Genomic DNA, 18,452 nt, shown 5'->3' on the forward strand with positions numbered 1-18,452 from the left:
GTAGTGAACAGCGGATGGGTTAGCTTTCTTTAATAGCTTTTTTTATATGAACTTTCAACCATTCTCATCATATCGCGCCCTGATGTCTTATCCGTTTCATGGTAACCTTCTTCATCACGCAAACTCAAGTACCAGTTGCTTTTTTCATCTTCATTTAACTTATATAACTTATTGGTAAAAACATTTGTGTATAAATCACCATTTTTTAGCCTCATACGATCGCCCCCTCTATTGTGTATAAACTGTAGTATGCCCAAGATATTGCCATGGAGCCATTGGATCGAAAAGATTTGAATATACAGTAGAGAGGCATGAGAACCGTAGTAGGGAAGCTGGAACGACCTAGCCATTAAAATAGCCATTGCAGGGTGCTTTTTTGGTGGAGAAGGAAGATAAAAGGCAAAGAAAAGAGCTTAGAATGGACTCTAAGCTCTTTTTAACATGTGAATTGTCTTGTTATTCTACAACTAAATCTTCAATTGAATCAATGTCCATGTATGTTGGAACAACTAATCCAAGTGTCGTACCATGTAGGTTTGAACCTAAATCGTCAAAATCACCTTCATATTGTGCATAATAGTCTGCATGTGTTGTTGGCAACCAAGCACCAACTGCTGCGTCACCACTAGCTGTAGCAATACCCGCCCACATTGGACCAGCATCAACTTGAGTAAGAGTAACATCATAACCAATTGTTTCTAAAACGTGTCCGGCAGTGTAAGTACTTGCAATGACATCGTCCCATGCAACGTAAAGCAATGTAATGTCGTCACCTTCAACTGAATCAACGCCTTCTGTCCAAGTAGCAACGAGATCTTCATTTTCACTTACCCATTGCTCGGCAGCTTCGTCTGGATTTGCACCATCGTTAATAAGGGCCATAACCTCTTCAATATGCTCTGGCTCCCAGTTAAACTGATCTAACAGTTGATAAGCATTTGGGTGGTCCTCATTTAAGCCTAAACGAGCAATGGTATGAACGTCTTCAGCACCACCGTAAAGGTTTAAAGGATCTTCTAAATATTTTAAATCAAAATCAGAAAACTTCCAATGTGGGCCCCAGCCTGTAACGATAATAGGCTCTTCGTTTTCATACGCACTTGCTAGAGCAGCAGCCATTGCAGCGCCTGAGCTTTCAACAACTGTCCAGTCATCTTCAAGTCCATACTCAGGTAATACTTCGTTGATTGTGATATTCATTAAACCAGCACCTGGGTCAATTCCGACAATTGTATAGTCGACTTGTTCCCCGACTGGAGTCGCGTCTGTTTCCTCAGCTGGTGCTTCTTCTGTACCTTCTGCTTCGTCAGCTGGTGTTTCTTCAGCTACGTCTTCTGCGCCACAAGCTGCTAGACCTAATGCTAGTACAGATGCAGATGTGAAACCTAATAATTTTTTCAACATTAATGTGTTCCCCCTTGTTTTTTCTTACCTATATTTTGAGTGATTCGGTCTAAGATGATCGCAATGATCACAATGGCCAAACCAGCTTCAAACCCAACTCCAGTTTTAATTTGTGTAACAGCACGATACACTTCTGTACCAAGCCCAGGCGCACCAACCATCGCAGCAATAACAACCATAGAGAGAGCTAACATGATGCTTTGGTTAATGCCTGCCATAATCGTTGGCATGGCAAGAGGCAATTGAACTTTCAGTAAACGTTGCTTCGTTGTTGAACCAAATGCATTGGTTGCTTCAATTAAATCAGATGGTACTTGCTGAATACCAAGGATTGTTAACCTAATCGTCGGTGGCATTGCAAAAATAACAGATGCGACCACTCCTGGAACAACGCCAATATTAAAGAAAAAGATAGCTGGAATTAAATAGACAAATGCTGGCATCGTCTGCATAAGGTCTAAAATGGGTGTAACAATTTGCCTAACGACAACTTTTTGAGAGGCCCAAATTCCAATGGGGATCCCAATGATAATTGTAACGACAACTGCTGTAAGGACAAGAGCAAGCGTTTGAAGCATATGCTCCCAATAACCAAGATTCCAAATAAGCAATAAACCGATGACAGAAAATAATGCCATTCTCCATTTGCTTGTTTTCCATGCGATAAACCCTATTAATAAAATAAATAGAATCGGAGGGAAGAGGATGAGTAGCCATTCAATTCCATCTACGACACCGCCTAAGATCGTACTTATAAACTTAAAAAATCCACTTAAGTTACTTGTAAGCCAGGAAACAAAATTATCAATAATGTCGGCTAAAGGGAGTCTTGGGATGAAATCGGCCATTTAGTTCACCTCCCTGGATGAAGCACTCGTTAATGTATTAATGTGCTCCTCATTTCCTGCAAGAGCACCTATTACGGAGCCACGAACGAGAATTCCTTTAAGTCGTTTCTTCTCATTAATCACAGCAACTGGTACCGTAGCACTAGAAACTTTCTCAAATAGATCCGTAAGCAATGTATCTGGGTTAACTGTTGTTAAGTCTGTAACCATCACGTCTGTAAGTGCCTTGTTCTGTTCAATTGCTTCTTTGGCATCACTGGCAGAAATGGCGCCTAGCAGTGTTTTTTTTTTATCTACGACATAGATAGAGGAAATTCCTAATTCCTTCATTAATTTCAAAGCAACTCGAGGACCTTTATCAACTTGAACTGATTCAGCTCGCTTCATGACATGATGAGCTGTCAGCACTTTTGAAAGGTCAACATCTTCAACGAAACGTTCAACATATTGATTGGATGGGTTCATTAAAATTTCTTCTGGCGTGCCAATTTGAACGATGTTCCCATCTTTCATTAATGCAATTCGGTCGCCAATTCGTAATGCTTCATCCAAATCATGAGTGATGAATACGATTGTCTTCTCAACTGAAGACTGTAAATCTAATAGTTCATCTTGCATATCTTTTCGAATAAGTGGGTCAAGCGCACTAAATGCCTCATCCATTAGTAGGACATCTGGGTTGTTAGCAAGTGCTCTTGCTAAACCAACACGTTGTTGCATTCCACCACTTAATTGACTAGGGTATTGATTCTCATAGCCCTTTAATCCAACTAATTCAAGAGATTCAAAGGCCTGCTTTGTTCGTTCCTGCTTTGGTACACCTTGGATTTCTAATCCGTATTCGGTATTTTCAAGAACAGTATAATGAGGCAATAATGCAAACTTCTGAAAGACCATACTAATTTTCTTTCGTCGTACATCTCGAAGCTGCTCATTTGACATTTTTACAACATCGTCCCCGTCAATTTCCACTTTTCCATTAGTCGGATCAATGAGCCGATTTAATAAGCGGACGAGTGTCGACTTTCCACTACCTGAAAGCCCCATAATGACAAAGATTTCACCGGCATGTACATCAAAACTCGCTTGATTGACTCCTACTGTACAACCAGTACTTTGTAGAATATCGGTTTTTGATTTTCCGCTTTCAAGCTGCTGCATGGCTTGTTTGACGTTTTTTCCAAAGATCTTCGTTACACGATCTACCTTAATTTTTACATGTTTTTTTTCTTCCATTTTTCCACCTCTTTTATTACCACTGCTATATTATATAGATCGATTAGCCCTAGATACAAAGGGCAGAATAGGGCAAATATACCATGTTTAGTTCGTACAGTTTAAACTGTACGAACTAAACGGTCTACGCACGTACAAATCCTCTTCGATGCTCTTTATTCCTTCTTTTTGCCAATTTCAACTTTTGATTTGCGTATGGTAGTCTATTAGTAAAACGATTACAGGGAAGTGACTTATGGGTGAGAATGAGAAATTACAACAAGCTAGGTCACGATTTATTGACTCGATGGCACAAAATATGAACCTTTATGGAATTACACCTTCAGTAGGCAGATTATATGGACTCCTCTATTTTAATGAGCAGCCAATGACGTTAGATTGTATGAAAGATGAGCTTGGTATGAGTAAGACGAGTATGAGTACGTCAGTTAAGCAATTACAAGAGTTGAAAATGGTTGAGAAAGTATGGAAAAAGGGAACACGAAAAGATTTGTATCAATCATTAGATGATTGGTATGAAACTTTTTCTGATTTGTTTTCCGTCAAATGGCGAACCGGCGTTTCACAAAACATTAGTTCGATTCACAAGTCATTAAAAGAATTAGATGAATTGATCGACAATGAACACACATCTGATGACGTAGCAGCCGCTGCTAAAGTTGATAAAGAAAAATTAGTTCATGCCTTGGAATATTATGATTGGCTCAATCGCCTCGTCGATAGCATTGAATCAAAAGAAATTTTCAAATACATTCCTAAGAAAGAAGGGGAGGAAGAAGGACGTGTGTAAGGTCATAATCGAACCGAAAGCAGTGTTCGTTTTATGCTCATGCTCTATTCTGGTTGAACGTCTCAAAAGGGTACACACCTAATATGAGGCGTTTTTTTGGGTATAATGGAATAAAGGTAACTAAGAAGGTGATGATCATGTTGTATCGACCGCTGCCGCTTGATTTTTATCAGCAGTCAACGCTTGAACTATCTCGTGCATTACTTGGGAAGCTCCTTGTAAAAGAAACGGAAGAGGGAGTAGCCTCAGGTTGGATCGTCGAAACAGAGGCATATATCGGACCCGATGACCGTGCGGCCCATAGCTTTGGGAACTTGCGAACAAAGCGTACGGAAGTGATGTTTGGACCCCCTGGCTATGTTTATACGTATGTGATGCATACCCACTGTTTAGTCAACGTTGTTAGTGGAAAAAAAGAGCATCCAGAGGCGGTTTTGATTCGAGCAGTAGAACCATATACTGGAATCGACTTGATGTATGACCGGCGTGGAAAAGAAAAAAAGGAACAAGAGTTAACAAATGGCCCAGGCAAACTCACAAAGGCACTCGGGATAACCAAGGATGATTACGGATTGCCTTGTTTTTCACCACCACTATATATTGCAAAAGGCAAGGAAATAGCGGATATAGAAACAAGCGTGAGAATTGGGATTGATAATAGTGGAGAAGCGAGAGACTATCCTTGGCGCTTTTTTGTGAAAGGAAACCGGTTTGTTTCAAAAAAAAGATAACGGCCTACGAAAACGATATGAAAAATTTAAATTGTAGAGCATTAGCTAATGGGGCTGACGGATTTTTATGATGGACTACCAACAATGAATTAGGACAATCCGTGAAGTGATAGCAAAGTGTCGCCATTTGCTTATTGAAGTAATGACGCACCTTTTAGTGGGAAAAGAATATTTGCTAGTTGCAGGTAAAAGTATATCTAGTCTGAATTGCAACAAAATGAAAGCCATAACAAATATAGACAAGTTAACTTTAGAATCGGATAGTTAATGGCAAGTATAGATGAATGATCTCTATACTTGCCATTTTTTTAAATCAGATTTATTTAACTAAACCCAGATTTTAGAGATAGTTTGCCTTTATTCTACATGCTTTTTATATTCGGTTCTTGTTTGACCAGTTTTGCATCAAAGATAAATGGACCGAAGGGGATAACGGATGCAATTGCTGCAATGATTGCTTTTGTAAATGACCATTTTTCAACAAACATTACATATGCCAACACAGCAAAATATAGTATAAATAAAATTCCGTGAATCCAACCAGTAACGGTAACCATCATTGGCATATCAAACATATACTTTAACGGCATGGCAATACCAAGAAGAAGGATAAAGGACAGACCTTCAATATAACTAACCGTTCGAAACAGTTTAAGAGCTTGACTCAATATAATCATCTCCCATAAATATGGACTTGCTTTTATCTTAAATCGTCCTTTGTATGATAGCAAGTAACTATAGATGTTAGTTTTGACAACTTATGGACAATTCACATTCATGTCACAAAAAGAATCACTGCCTGTTTTGATTCTTGATCTCGTTTAAAAGACTAATGATTAGGTAATTTTGTTCGATGATTTTCTTGTTTTGCTCTCGTAATTTGGCAAAATCCCATACGAAAACTAGTAAGATAATTATCAAAAAAATAAAAATCATATGATCCCCCTCAAGTTTTCTTTAACTTAAACGATAACATAGTTAAATACTCTATCGGTAGCTCGATTATAAGTCCAGCCTCTTCCATGATATAATCGAAGCAATCAAACTAAGGGTAGATTGGGTGGTTGTCGTTGTGAATGAACAGACAGTAATGATTAAAAAAAGATTCTCTGATAAATTGAAGAAGGGGTATCCTTTAGTGGAACAAGGAGCTTTAAGTGAAAAAGCAAAGCTCGGAGATGAAGGGTCGGTTCTTCGATTTGTCGACGAATCGGGAGCTTTTATTGGAAAAGGTTATTACGGAAAACAAAATAAAGGAATTGGATGGATGTTAACCAAGTGGGAGAACGAGTCAATTGATACGGATTTTTTCAGTCGGAAAATTCAAGCCGCTTTAGATGAAAGATCTTCTTTGTTTTCTGATAAGCAGACGACGGCGTTCCGTGTTTTGAATGGAGAAGGCGATGGAATCGGTGGGTTAACGATTGATTATTATGATGGCTATTATGTGTGTACTTGGTATAGCGAAGGGATCTACTGTTTCCGTGATGACGTGTACAATGCTTTAAGACGTGTTGTAACTTACAAAGGTGTATATGAAAAGAAACGTTTTGCTAGCAAAGGGCAGTATGTAGAAGACGATGACTTTGTGACAGGGGAACGGGGAGAGTTTCCACTACTAGTGAAAGAAAATGGCATCACCTTTGCGGTCTATTTGAATGATGGCCCAATGGTCGGGGTATTTCTTGACCAACGTGACGTTCGCAACCGAATTCGTGAGGAGTATGCCAAAGGAAAAGAGGTTCTAAATACCTTCTCTTATACAGGTGCCTTCTCGGTAGCGGCAGCACTTGGTGGAGCGACTAAAACAACAAGTGTTGATTTAGCGAAGCGCAGTCACGCGAAAACAATAGAGCAATTTAGTGTGAATGGACTCGATTATGAAGCACAAGACATCGTTGTGATGGATGTATTTAACTATTTTAAATATGCAAAGAAAAAGGAAAAGACGTTTGATCTCGTGATTTTAGATCCGCCTAGTTTTGCACGATCGAAAAAACATACGTTTAGTGCAGCGAAAGACTATACTGGCTTGTTACAAGATGTGATTTCAATTACAGAAAAAAATGGTGTGATCGTTGCCTCGACAAACTGCAGTACGTTTTCAATGGAAAAGTTCCAATCGTTTGTGAAAGAGGCATTTGCTAAAGAAAAAATGGCTTTTCAAATTCTTGAGGAGTACCGTCTACCAAAGGATTTCAAAACGAGTAAGTCGTTTCGTGAAGGGAATTACTTAAAGGTATTGTTTATAAAAAAGGTAGGTTGACTGTAAGACTCTCTGATTTAAAAAGAAGTAAGGGGGAGGGATGACGACTAAGGGATTCAGTTTCGGGAGGGGAAATGTGAATTCACAACGTAAATAACAGTGCAAATCACATTGAAATTAGCACACAAAAACGCACAGATTTGAAATCTGTGCGTTTTTACTCATATGTTCATTTCTTCTTGTACGAAAGCACCCGTTGCTTTAATTGTAACATTTCACAAATTAATATTTAGAGTTAAATCCTCTCATACCTTTTCCTATTCCAATGCCTTAAAGTTATGAATATAATTCTTCTCGTCTTTCATTAGTTCTCTTTATATTTTCAGCTTAGACAGGGAAATATAATAAGATTGTAAGTTCTAAAGGTCTAAAGGAGGTTATTAAATGCTGTTTATATTTGAAATCATGAAAATGACTGTCAGAATAAAAAAGTTAACCCTTCTGTTTATAACAGTCCTCTTCTTAATAAGTAGCGCCTTCATCATGCATTGGTTAGAACCAGAAATCTTTGTTACCCCTTTTATTGGGTTTTGGTATGTTATGACAACCGTCACGACAACAGGGTATGGAGACTTTGTGCCAGAAACAACAATCGGTCGTGTTTTTGGACTTTTTTTATATTTAGTAGGGATTGGTTTAATTGGGATTGTCATTGGGAAAATTGTTGAGGGTTTCGGTATCTATCGCAAATTAAAGGAGGAAGGAAAATTGAGATATAAGGGTAAGAATCATTATGTCATCATCGGGTGGACGAATAAAGCAAAGCATACGATGAACGAGATAATGGAAATTGATGAATATGCCAAAATCCTTGTTATTGATTCATTAGAAAAATCACCGATCGAGCACGAAAGATTTTTTTATATACAAGGAGACCCCACAGATATTGAAACATTAGACAAAGCCAATATCCTCACAGCGAAGGCTGTTTTAATTTTCACAAGAGATAGTGAATTTAATCCTGTCACTGCAGATGGACAATCGTTGTTAATCGTCTCATCTATTGAGAGTTATGCTGTAGAAATGAATAAAGAGATTTATACTATTGTTGAGATTCTCAAAGAAAAGCACATATCAAATTTCGAACATGCCAATGTTGACGAGTTTATTATTGCAGATGAGGCACTATCTGATCTCATGGCTAAAGCTGCAGTTGATAAAGGATCAAGTAAACTGATTATGGAACTCCTAAGTAGAAGAAGCGGTGTAGATATTCGTAAAATAAAGAAAAAACAAATTTGGGGTACATATAATGATGCTTTTGAAGATTTAAAAAAGCTAGGAGCAAATTTAATTTCTGATAGAAATGACTTTAACATTCTTTCTAAATTGGAAGATCGCATTCCTGCTGAAGCAGAGCTTTACGTCATATGTAGTAAGGAATCATATGAAAAAATCATGAACATTCGGTAGGACAAGTTCCATAAAGAGGAGTAAATTCACTAATAGTTAAAATTAAATATAAACCTTTATTCGCTTAATCATTATTGAGCGGGGGAACCATTTTTGATGAGTAATTTATCATCTTGGGGTGAATCTTACTTTGTAAGAGGGGATACTCTTAGTCTCTAATCCGACAGCTAATCTCGTAAGCGTTATGATTTTGGGACCATTCTTTGTGATGGTCTTTTTTTATTTGGAGAAAAAAGGAGAAGTTTGGAGTTGCAGATAAAAAGTCATTGGGTAACCAGTAACAAATGTGACCGTTATTTTTTAATCTAGTTAAAAACGCTCTTCCTAATAGTAAAAACATGCTTTTCACCGTAACCCATTTCGATACTCGTTTCTTCACCCTCGATGTAACGATATTTCACAAAATCTTTGTTCTACCGGCTCTAATTGTGCGACCGGATGGTCAATAGGAATGGTTTATACGGGGAATCGAAAAGCAGGAAGAGAATTTTCTTTTTAAGTTTAATCATAATTGCTTCGGTTGGGCTAAAACTGGTCTCATTATAGCATTATCAGCCTTGCGAGCTAACCAACCTCATAATGTTTCACGTGAAACGTTTGCTAGTAGCTAGCGTTATGTATATATCATCTTTTGCTTTATAGTAACAAAAATGCGGAAAATTTAGGTAGCCTATAACTACTTTTAGATCGATTCCAACAAAAATTGCTTCGAGAAAGTCCAAAAAGGTCAAAGTGCGACCTTTTTGAGGAAGTGGCAATGGCTCCACCGTCGTGCGCCTTTTTGAGAAGAGCGTTCAAAAAGGCTTAAAAGATAACGTCGGCTCCGCACATTGCTTCGAGAAAGTCCAAAAAGGTCAAAGTGCGACCTTTTTGGACTTTCTCTATTTTAGAGTGCTATCATGGGGGGAGTAGATTGGAAAGGGATGTTTTTGATGCAGAAGTCAGTTGTGTTAGCGGAGAAGCCTTCGGTGGCTCGTGATATTGCACGAGTGCTGAATTGTGGGCGTAAAGGGAATGGATTTTTTGAAGGAGATCGATACATTGTTACATGGGCTTTAGGGCATTTGGTCACGTTGGCAGAGCCTGAGAGTTATGGAGATCAATACAAAACATGGAGGCTAGAAGATTTGCCGATGCTTCCGAAGCAATTGAATTTGGTCGTTATGAAACAAACGAGCAAACAGTTCCATGCTGTGAAAGCGCAGCTCAAGCGTAAAGATGTTGGGGAAATCATTATTGCAACGGATGCAGGAAGAGAAGGGGAACTTGTTGCAAGGTGGATCCTTGAGAAGGTCCATGTCACAAAGCCATTGAAACGCTTATGGATTTCATCAGTCACTGATCGTGCGATTAAAGAAGGATTCCAGAATTTGAAAAATGCCAAGGGGTTTGAAGGACTGTATCATTCAGCGGTGGCCCGCTCGGAGGCCGATTGGTATGTTGGGATGAACGGGACAAGAGCATTAACAACAAAGTTTAATGCCCAACTTTCATGTGGACGTGTTCAAACACCAACACTTGCGATGATTGCTAAAAGAGAAAAAGACATTCAAACGTTTAAGCCGGTTCCATTTAAACAGCTGTCGGTGAAAATGAAGGATGGTTTAACTTTTGATTGGACTGATAAGAAAACAAATGAACGTCGAATGTTTGATGAAACGAAAGCAAAAACGATTTACGAGCGGATAAAGGGCAAAACCGGGAACGTTAGCGATGTCCAAACGACAACAAAAAAAACACCCGCACCTCTTTTATATGACTTAACAGAGCTACAAAGAGAAGCAAACAAACGGTTTGGCTATTCTGCCAAGGAAACGCTCTCGATCATTCAGCGCTTATACGAGCAGCACAAAGTGATCACGTATCCGAGAACTGATTCACGTTACGTATCAACCGATATGGTCGATACGTTAGCTGAACGAATAAAAGCATGTGACATTCAGCCATTTAGAAAAATTGTTTCACAAGTGAAACGTGAGAAAATCAATAAAAACCTTGCTTGTATTAATGATCAAAAAGTATCGGACCACCATGCCATTATCCCAACGGAACAGTCACCGAGTGAGACTGCGTTAAGTGAAAAAGAAACGAAGATTTATCGATTGATTGTTCGCAGGTTTTTGGCCGCTTTTTTTGACGCTTATGAGTATGAACAGACAACAGTGATTGCAACAGTCGAGTCTGAGCAACTTGTGGTCAACGGGAAACAAATGAAAAATCTAGGGTGGAAAGTGGTCTATGCAGATGACTCGATAGAAAACGATGGCGCCAAAGATCAACTGCTTCCCAAATTAACGGTTGGTCAAAGTGTCAGTGTGAAGGAAGTAACAATTACTCCAGGCCAGACGCAGCCACCTGAGCATTTAACTGAGGGAACGTTGTTATCTGCGATGGAGAAACCGAGTGTGTATTTAGAAAGTCATAACAAGGATTTAGCTGCAACCCTTGGGAAAACGGGTGGGATTGGCACTGTAGCGACGAGAGCGGATATTATTGAAAAACTGTTAAACACTCATTTAGTCGAGAAAAGAGGCAAGTATTTACACGTAACAGGAAAAGGAAGACAACTTCTTGACCTTGTTCCTGATGACTTACAATCTCCAGCGCTAACCGCAGAATGGGAACAAAAGCTAGATCTGATTGCAAAAGGCAAGCTTGATAAACAGACATTCGTCGCAGAAATGAAGCAATACGCGACGGACATCGTCACGTCTATTAAACAAAGTGAGAAATCGTTTAAACATGATAATGTAACAGGAAGTCCTTGCCCAGATTGCGGGAAGTTGCTTCTTGAAGTGAAATCAAAGCATGGAAAACGACGTGTTTGTCAAGATCCAGGGTGTGGGTATAAGAAAAACATTTCAAAAGTAACAAATGCTCGTTGTCCAAAGTGCAAGAAAAAACTAGAGATTTGGGGCGAAGGCGAAGGACAAACGTTTGCTTGTGTATGCGGTCATCGGGAAAAGCTATCAACCTTTCAAGAAAGACGTAAGAATAACCAAAATAAAAAAGTCTCAAAACGTGAAGTGTCAAATTACATGAAAAAACAAAACAAAGAAGAGTTTTCGAATAATGCCTTAGCAGATGCTCTTGCAAAATTGAATTTGAAAGAGTAGGCGATTCAGTTTGATTAATAGATAAGAAGGAGATGATCGTTTTGATGAAAGCAATGATGCTTCACCATGTCAGTCTTCAAGTATCAGATGTGATAAAGGCAAAAGCCTTTTATCGTGACATTCTTTGTTTGGAAGAAAGTAAGCGGCCTGATTTTGGTTTTGAAGGGGCATGGTTTAAAATTGGTGAAGGGCAGCAGCTGCACTTGATTGCCTGTAACAATCTATCGAAAGAGCGTAAGATTGATTCACGAGGACCACATTTTGCGCTCAGGGTGGATGATTATCATAAAACAGCTGAATGGCTTAAGCGCCATGAAGTAGAAATTGTTGAGAAGCCGAATAGCAAAAGTGGATTTGCTCAAATCTTTTGCTGTGATCCAGATGGAAATATTATTGAATTACATGTAGAACAGCCGATCGATTAAGGATGAGGGTGACTAGAGTTAGTTATTAATACCTAATTATGGGATTTTTCTGCGCTGAAAAGGCGTTTTAAAAGTGCGAAAAGGAACTATCTAATCGGAGAGTAAAAAAGTAAAGGCACATCCACTTTGGTTTGGAAAGTGGATGTGCTTTTTAGTTATAGGAAAGAAGTGTGGCTTTGATATCAAATTCTTTATTTACTCCACATCTATTTTCGTTAATGGTTTTTTTGCAGGCCCTTCCATGACTTCTCCATCATAAGAAAACCTAGAACCGTGACATGGACAGTCCCATGAGCGATCGCCGTGATTCCAGTGCACTTCACAGCCCATATGGGTACAAGTCGTATCAACGACGTGCAAGCATCCGTCGCTATCACGATAAGCCCCAGCGCGTTTGCCGCCTACATTGACAACAGCAGCCTCATCTTTTTCTACATCTTCTGGATGTTTGTCGCTTTGGTCAAACTTCCCTTGGAGCAATTGTTTTGCAACATCACTATTTTGTGCGATAAAGTGTCTGATACTTGGATCAGAGACGAAACGAGAAGGACGGTATAACAGTTCGTACGCATTTTTTCTTTGCTGGATCAAATCGGTTATGAGTAAAGCAGCTACGGTTCCGTTGGTCATTCCCCATTTTCTATAGCCGGTTGCAACATAAATGTTTGGATGCATTCGCGACATTTTTCCGATGTATGGGACTTTATCTAATGTCACTAAATCTTGTGCGGACCAGCGGTAGCGAATGTCGGCTGTCGGAAATATCTCCATTCCAAATTGTTCAAGTGCTTCGTAATGGTACATGGTGTCAATTCCTTGCCCGGTTTTGTGTTCTTCGCCACCAATAAGTGCGTACTTTTCGCCATTAACCATCGTGTAACGCAATGAGCGTGAAGGGGAATCGACGCTTAAATACATCCCATCAGGACACTCATCTTTGGGCACTTTTGCTGCTAGTACATAGGAACGTTCTGCATACATTTTTGAAAAGTAAAGACCGCCATCGTAAAACGGAAAATGAGAAGCAACGACGATGGATTCAGCAACAACTTTTGCTCCATGTTTCGTCACAACAGTAGGCTTAGGATTATCTTTGACATCAATTGCAACAGTATGTTCAAAGACCTTGCCCCCATTTTCGATAAAGGCTGTTACTAGATGAGATAAGTATTTAAGTGGATGAAACTGAGCTTGATCGTTCATGACGAGCGCTGCTTTTGTTGGTACCTTTAAAGGGATAGAGTCAACCAATCCTCCTTTGATTCCAAGCTCTTTGTAGGCATCATTTTCTTTTTCAAGTTTGCTCACACCTCGGTTTGTTGTCGTATACAAGTAGGCATCTTCTTTAGAAAAATCGCAATCAATGGTTTCTTCTTTTACAAGATTCTCGATGAAATGAAGCGCATCTGTTGCGGCGTCGTAATAAAGTTTCGCTTTCTTTTTTCCTAGATGAGCGATGAATTCATTGTAAATAGCTCCGTGTTGTGCAGTTATTTTGGCTGTGGTGTGTCCGGTTGTACCGTTAAGAAGCTTGTCAGCTTCAAGAAGCGCTACTTTTACTCCTTCTTTTTGGAGAAGATAGGCGGTTGTGATTCCTGAAATTCCACCACCAATGATGGCGACGTCTACACGTAGGTCTTCTTCTAAAGGAGAGAAGCTTTGTAGATCAACCGAATCGCGCCAATAAGGCTCAGGATGCTCTGGGAGTTTTGAACCTTCTAGAGTAAAATCATCTGGCATATGTATTCCTCCTAGGTCACACTTGTTTTTCATAATGTAACCAACAGAGACGATTTCATGTACGTAATTTTGTGAACAAAGAGGTGTAACTATGAAACAAAGATCAGCACTTGTGATCGGTGCAACAGGTTTAATCGGAAAGTCACTAGTTGCTAAGTTAAGGCAGCACCCGGCGTATCAAGACATTCATTTGTTTGTTCGTAAAACGATCGACATTGATGATCCACATGTGAATATACGGGTGGGTGAATTAGAATCGAGTCCTCCGGAAAGTTATCCACATGTGGATAATGTGTTTTGATGTATAGGGACAACGATCAAAAAGGCGAAAACGAAAGAAGCACTTAACAGGTTGATCTTGAATTGCCAGTAAAAGTGGCAAAGAGTGCACGGGAAAAAGAGCAAAGCAATATATCGTTGTTCAATGGGAGTCAATTCGCACTCTCTGTTTTTTTATAGTCGAGTGAAAGGGGGGGTGGAACAAGAACGAATGACACTCGGGTTTGACCATCTTCATATCCTGCGTCCATCCGTATTGCTTGGTCCTCGTCGGAAATCCATGTAGACGTAAAAATAGGAGAATACGGAGCAAAGCTGATAAACCCCTTATTAATAAGACGTTTATCTAAATAGGAAGCGTTTTTTTTTCAAAGGATGTTGTGAGGGCGATGATATTATTGCTCTAAACAATTCGAATCAGCATAGGTATATATATGTGTCTGATTGCATCAAACAGCTTTCGAATCAAAAAAGTGTGTAGGGGGAAGCGATGAGGAGAATTTGGTGGAAAGAAGCAGTCGTGTATCAAGTGTACCCACGTAGTTTTATGGATTCGAATGGTGACGGGATTGGTGATTTGCAGGGAATGATTGAGAAGCTAGATTATATTAATGAGCTTGGAGTCGATGTCATTTGGATTTGTCCTATGTATCAATCACCAAATGATGACAATGGATATGATATTAGTGATTATCAAGCGATTATGGAAGAGTTCGGAACAATGGAGGACTTTGACGAATTGTTAGATGAGGTTCATAAGCGTGGAATGAAACTTATCATTGATTTGGTTATTAATCATACGTCAGATGAACACCCTTGGTTTATTGAGTCAAAATCATCAAAGGATAATGAGAAGCGCGATTGGTATATTTGGCGAAACCCCAAGGAAGATGGAAGCGAACCAAATAACTGGGAGTCTATATTTAGTGGTTCTGCTTGGGAGTTTGATGAAGCGACTGAGCAGTATTATATGCATTTGTTTTCAACGAAACAACCTGATTTAAATTGGGAAAACGAAGAAGTAAGGAAAGCTCTTTATCAGATGATGAATTGGTGGATGGAAAAAGGGATTGATGGGTTTAGAGTTGATGCCATTTCTCATATAAAAAAAATAAATGGTCTGCCAGACCTTCCAAATCCGGATAACCTTGATTATGTTCCATCATTTGCAGGGCATATGAATAAAGAGGGCATTCATGAATTTCTGCAAGAGATGAAACTAGAAACATTTGCCAATTATGATGTGGTGACCGTTGGCGAAGCGAATGGTGTAAGTGTTGAAGGGTCTGACTTGTGGGTCAGTGAAGACAAGGGTGCGTTTAATATGGTGTTTCAATTTGAACATCTAGACTTATGGGGCAAAGAAACTGGTGGAAAACTTGATTTGCCTTCGTTAAAAGCAACGTTAACGAAGTGGCAAAAAGGGTTAGAGGGATGCGGATGGAACGCGTTATTTCTTGAGAACCATGACCAGCCAAGAAGTGTTTCAACCTGGGGAAATGATAAGGAATATTGGAAGGAAAGTGCGAAAGCATTAGCTACGATGTTCTTTTTTATGCAAGGAACACCGTTTATTTATCAAGGACAGGAAATTGGCATGACGAATGTGGAATTTCCTCATATATCAGATTATGACGATGTAAGTATGAAAAATTTTTACCGGATTCAAACAGAGAAAGGACGGAGTCACGAAGAAGTAATGGAAGTTGTTTGGAAACAAGGACGCGACAACTCAAGAACACCGATGCAGTGGAATAAAAAGAAACAAAGTGGATTTTCAACAGCAACACATACGTGGCTAGGGGTAAACCCAAATTATAAAAAAATCAATGTTGAAAAGCAATTAAACGAAAAAGGTTCAATTCTGTCGCATTATCGAGCGATAATTAGGTTACGGAAAGATCATGAAGGTCTTGTTTATGGAACATATGATCTAATTCTTCCTGACCATGATCATATATATGGTTATACAAGGACGTTAGGTGATGAGCAGTTTCTTGTACTTGTAAATGTATTCGGCGAGAAAACAACCTTTGATCTTGATCTATTGGGGAAGGCAGAATTGCTACTTGTGAGCGGAGGAAAAGGGAAATCCCTTACAAAAATGCAACCGTATGAATCAAGGGTTTATCGCTTGTAACGTGTGCGGGGTGGACCTCTCTAGTGGCTTTTTCGTGCAAAAGAGAGGTCTGATCTGAGTACACGAAGTAATTATTTTACAAGACATATTGTTATTTGTGCGTGGGCATGATATTATTGAAGATGTTTTACATTTAGAAACATGGTGAATTCACCAATAAAGGAGATTATATATTTGGCAACTTTTTATGACTTTAACTTGGACCAGAAAGTGGTTCGAGCAGTAACAGAGATGGGATTTGAAGAAGCAACACCGATTCAAACAGAAACGATTCCAACAGCATTAGAAGGTAAAGACATTATTGGGCAAGCGCAAACGGGCACAGGGAAAACAGGTGCATTCGGTATTCCGCTAGTTAACCGAATTAATGTTGAAGAACCACATATTCAAGCACTTATCCTTGCCCCTACACGAGAGCTTGCGAATCAAGTCGCAGAGTCACTCGTTACATTTGGTAAGCATAAAGGTGTTCGTACGGTTGTCGTGTATGGTGGCCAGGACATGCGTAAACAAATCACTGATTTGAAACGCAAGCCACACGTAGTAGTAGCTACACCTGGTCGCTTAATGGATCATATGAGAAGAAAGACAATTCGTCTGAATGAAGTAGGTATGGTTGTCCTAGATGAAGCTGATGAAATGCTGAATATGGGTTTCATTGAAGACATTGAAACGATTTTAAAAGAGGTTCCAACTGAACGTCAAACTCTTTTATTTTCAGCGACAATGCCAAAACGTATCGAGAAGCTTGCGCAACAGTTTATGTCTAACCCACAATTGATTGCTGTTAAATCGAAAGAAGTAACAATGGAAAACATTGAACAGCAATATGTGGAAGTTCATGAGAAAGAAAAGTTTGATGTGTTAAGCCGTTTCATGGATATTCATTCTCCAGAGCTTGCGATCGTTTTTGGTCGTACAAAAAGACGGGTTGATGAGTTATCAGAAGCGTTAATCAAACGCGGATACCGTGCAGAAGGAATTCATGGAGATTTAAATCAAGCAAAACGAGATAGCGTTCTTCGTAAATTTAAGGGCGGTTTGATCGATGTGTTAGTTGCAACAGATGTAGCAGCACGTGGTCTTGATATTAGTGGTGTTACACATGTTTATAACTTTGACCTTCCACAAGATCCAGAAAGTTATGTTCACCGTATTGGTCGTACAGGACGTGCTGGAAAGTCTGGATTAGCACTTACGTTTGCTACACCTCGTGAAATGGATCATGTGAGAGTAATTGAACAAGTGTCTAAGAAAAAAATGGCGAAAGTTCAAAAGCCAACACATGAACAAGCGATTAAAGGTCAGCAAGAACTTGCGGTGGAACAATTACGTTCCCTTATTGCTAGTGGTGATGCAGACAACTATCGTAAGGCTGCAAAAGATTTACTTCAAGAAACAGATGCAGCAACTGCTCTTGCAGCTGCATTAAAGCTTCTGACAAAAGAACCGGATACAACTCCAGTTCGTTTAACAGGAGAAGCACCATTACGTGTGAAAAAACGTCATGGCGGCGGCGGAAGTGGCGGAAGTGGCGGAAGTGGCAAACCATACCGTCAGCGTCGTGAGCGTGATGATCGTCGTAGAGGCCAATATCGTGGCAAAGATGATCGTGGAGCTCGTCGTCAAGGCGGACAACAACGTAAGTCAAAGAATGCATAACTTATAAGAAAAGCTAGCTTCCTTATTAAAGGAAGTTAGCTTTTTTCTTACTTTACATTGTTTTCCGTTGATCATATAAACCAAACTATGATTGTCCAAGCGTAATCTCCTTGTTATAGTAAGATTAGTTTTGCAGTGGCCTTCCTTTTAGCATAACTAGGAATAATTACCTTGTTTTGTAATCGGTGAGCAAAGTTCAATAAGAAAAAAGTTATAAGAAAATTCTCATACAAGAAAGCCTTTTCATTGCTTTAATAATGCAATTTATGCTGGTTAAGACACCATAACATTTTTCATATTCTATGTGAGATTATCTGACATACTAATTGCGAAAAGTTAAGCAACATCATAAAGTAATACATAACAAAACGATGTCACATATTATTACATGAAAAGGAAGTG

General features: G+C 39.3%; 15 protein-coding genes and 1 riboswitch. Of the genes, 9 read left to right on the forward strand and 6 right to left on the reverse strand.

Annotated features, from left to right (window positions below):
- Positions 1–29: 29 nt before the first annotated feature.
- From SLH51_RS12675 to SLH51_RS12690, 4 genes are all read right to left on the reverse strand, one after another.
- Complete coding sequence (locus SLH51_RS12675) at positions 30–215, reverse strand: hypothetical protein (RefSeq protein ID WP_335961647.1); 186 nt, start codon at positions 213–215, stop codon at positions 30–32.
- A 241-nt stretch (positions 216–456) separates the two neighbouring features.
- Entirely contained in the window at positions 457–1,404 is a 948-nt protein-coding gene (locus SLH51_RS12680; RefSeq protein WP_335961649.1) for a glycine betaine ABC transporter substrate-binding protein, read from the reverse strand.
- Positions 1,404–2,252 carry an ABC transporter permease gene (locus SLH51_RS12685; RefSeq protein WP_335961650.1) on the reverse strand — a complete coding sequence of 283 codons (849 nt, stop codon included), beginning with the start codon at positions 2,250–2,252 and terminating at the stop codon, positions 1,404–1,406. Before SLH51_RS12685 ends, SLH51_RS12680 begins: the two co-directional genes overlap by 1 nt.
- Complete coding sequence (locus SLH51_RS12690) at positions 2,253–3,488, reverse strand: quaternary amine ABC transporter ATP-binding protein (RefSeq protein WP_335961651.1); 1,236 nt, start codon at positions 3,486–3,488, stop codon at positions 2,253–2,255. It abuts the gene before it with no gap.
- Positions 3,489–3,723: 235 nt separating this feature from the next.
- On the opposite strand from SLH51_RS12690, the gene SLH51_RS12695 reads away from it, so the two are divergent.
- Positions 3,724–4,278 (forward strand): GbsR/MarR family transcriptional regulator, encoded by a 555-nt coding sequence (locus tag SLH51_RS12695; protein WP_335961652.1) that lies wholly within the window; start codon positions 3,724–3,726, stop codon positions 4,276–4,278.
- Between the two features lie 137 nt (positions 4,279–4,415).
- A complete protein-coding gene (locus tag SLH51_RS12700) occupies positions 4,416–5,009 on the forward strand; it encodes a DNA-3-methyladenine glycosylase (RefSeq protein WP_390183899.1) in 594 nt (197 codons plus the stop codon).
- A gap of 362 nt (positions 5,010–5,371) precedes the next feature.
- On the opposite strand, the gene SLH51_RS12705 is transcribed toward SLH51_RS12700, so the two are convergent.
- Entirely contained in the window at positions 5,372–5,686 is a 315-nt protein-coding gene (locus tag SLH51_RS12705; protein ID WP_335961653.1) for a DUF3817 domain-containing protein, read from the reverse strand.
- Positions 5,687–6,099: 413 nt separating this feature from the next.
- On the opposite strand from SLH51_RS12705, the gene SLH51_RS12710 reads away from it, so the two are divergent.
- From SLH51_RS12710 to SLH51_RS12725, 4 genes are all read left to right on the forward strand, one after another.
- Entirely contained in the window at positions 6,100–7,275 is a 1,176-nt protein-coding gene (locus SLH51_RS12710; protein ID WP_335961706.1) for a class I SAM-dependent rRNA methyltransferase, read from the forward strand.
- Positions 7,276–7,659: 384 nt separating this feature from the next.
- Positions 7,660–8,688, forward strand: coding sequence for an ion channel (locus SLH51_RS12715; RefSeq protein WP_335961654.1), 1,029 nt, complete (start codon positions 7,660–7,662; stop codon positions 8,686–8,688).
- Between the two features lie 51 nt (positions 8,689–8,739).
- Positions 8,740–8,884, forward strand: a riboswitch (cyclic di-AMP (ydaO/yuaA leader).
- Positions 8,885–9,620: 736 nt separating this feature from the next.
- Positions 9,621–11,804 carry a DNA topoisomerase III gene (locus tag SLH51_RS12720; protein WP_335961707.1) on the forward strand — a complete coding sequence of 728 codons (2,184 nt, stop codon included), beginning with the start codon at positions 9,621–9,623 and terminating at the stop codon, positions 11,802–11,804.
- A gap of 44 nt (positions 11,805–11,848) precedes the next feature.
- A complete protein-coding gene (locus SLH51_RS12725; RefSeq protein ID WP_335961708.1) occupies positions 11,849–12,229 on the forward strand; it encodes a VOC family protein in 381 nt (126 codons plus the stop codon).
- Positions 12,230–12,424: 195 nt separating this feature from the next.
- On the opposite strand, the gene SLH51_RS12730 is transcribed toward SLH51_RS12725, so the two are convergent.
- On the reverse strand, positions 12,425–13,969 hold the full coding sequence (locus tag SLH51_RS12730; protein ID WP_335961656.1) for an FAD-dependent oxidoreductase: 1,545 nt from the start codon (positions 13,967–13,969) through the stop codon (positions 12,425–12,427).
- Positions 13,970–14,060: 91 nt separating this feature from the next.
- Here SLH51_RS12730 and SLH51_RS12735 point away from each other — a divergent pair, with 91 nt between their 5' ends.
- The 3 genes from SLH51_RS12735 (at position 14,061) to cshA (ending at position 18,050) form a co-directional block, all read left to right on the forward strand.
- Positions 14,061–14,270, forward strand: a complete 210-nt coding sequence (locus tag SLH51_RS12735) for a Rossmann-fold NAD(P)-binding domain-containing protein (RefSeq protein ID WP_335961658.1) — start codon at positions 14,061–14,063, stop codon at positions 14,268–14,270.
- A 468-nt stretch (positions 14,271–14,738) separates the two neighbouring features.
- Complete coding sequence (locus tag SLH51_RS12740; RefSeq protein WP_335961660.1) at positions 14,739–16,388, forward strand: glycoside hydrolase family 13 protein; 1,650 nt, start codon at positions 14,739–14,741, stop codon at positions 16,386–16,388.
- A gap of 174 nt (positions 16,389–16,562) precedes the next feature.
- Positions 16,563–18,050, forward strand: a complete 1,488-nt coding sequence (cshA, locus tag SLH51_RS12745; RefSeq protein ID WP_335961662.1) for a degradosome RNA helicase CshA — start codon at positions 16,563–16,565, stop codon at positions 18,048–18,050.
- The last annotated feature ends 402 nt before the right edge of the window (positions 18,051–18,452 follow it).

The organism is Halalkalibacter kiskunsagensis (assembly GCF_037027555.1).
Classification (GTDB): Bacteria; Bacillota; Bacilli; order Bacillales; family Bacillaceae_D; genus Halalkalibacter; species Halalkalibacter kiskunsagensis.

Excerpts from the sequence above, each read along its gene's own strand:
- SLH51_RS12675 (WP_335961647.1), bottom strand. The coding sequence starts at position 215 with ATGAGGCTAAAAAATGGTGATTTATACACAAATGTTTTTACCAATAAG.
- SLH51_RS12680 (WP_335961649.1), bottom strand. The coding sequence starts at position 1,404 with ATGTTGAAAAAATTATTAGGTTTCACATCTGCATCTGTACTAGCATTA.
- SLH51_RS12685 (WP_335961650.1), bottom strand. The coding sequence starts at position 2,252 with ATGGCCGATTTCATCCCAAGACTCCCTTTAGCCGACATTATTGATAAT.
- SLH51_RS12690 (WP_335961651.1), bottom strand. The coding sequence starts at position 3,488 with ATGGAAGAAAAAAAACATGTAAAAATTAAGGTAGATCGTGTAACGAAG.
- SLH51_RS12695 (WP_335961652.1), top strand. The coding sequence starts at position 3,724 with ATGGGTGAGAATGAGAAATTACAACAAGCTAGGTCACGATTTATTGAC.
- SLH51_RS12700 (WP_390183899.1), top strand. The coding sequence starts at position 4,416 with ATGTTGTATCGACCGCTGCCGCTTGATTTTTATCAGCAGTCAACGCTT.
- SLH51_RS12705 (WP_335961653.1), bottom strand. The coding sequence starts at position 5,686 with ATGATTATATTGAGTCAAGCTCTTAAACTGTTTCGAACGGTTAGTTAT.
- SLH51_RS12710 (WP_335961706.1), top strand. The coding sequence starts at position 6,100 with ATGATTAAAAAAAGATTCTCTGATAAATTGAAGAAGGGGTATCCTTTA.
- SLH51_RS12715 (WP_335961654.1), top strand. The coding sequence starts at position 7,660 with ATGCTGTTTATATTTGAAATCATGAAAATGACTGTCAGAATAAAAAAG.
- SLH51_RS12720 (WP_335961707.1), top strand. The coding sequence starts at position 9,621 with ATGCAGAAGTCAGTTGTGTTAGCGGAGAAGCCTTCGGTGGCTCGTGAT.
- SLH51_RS12725 (WP_335961708.1), top strand. The coding sequence starts at position 11,849 with ATGAAAGCAATGATGCTTCACCATGTCAGTCTTCAAGTATCAGATGTG.
- SLH51_RS12730 (WP_335961656.1), bottom strand. The coding sequence starts at position 13,969 with ATGCCAGATGATTTTACTCTAGAAGGTTCAAAACTCCCAGAGCATCCT.
- SLH51_RS12735 (WP_335961658.1), top strand. The coding sequence starts at position 14,061 with ATGAAACAAAGATCAGCACTTGTGATCGGTGCAACAGGTTTAATCGGA.
- SLH51_RS12740 (WP_335961660.1), top strand. The coding sequence starts at position 14,739 with ATGAGGAGAATTTGGTGGAAAGAAGCAGTCGTGTATCAAGTGTACCCA.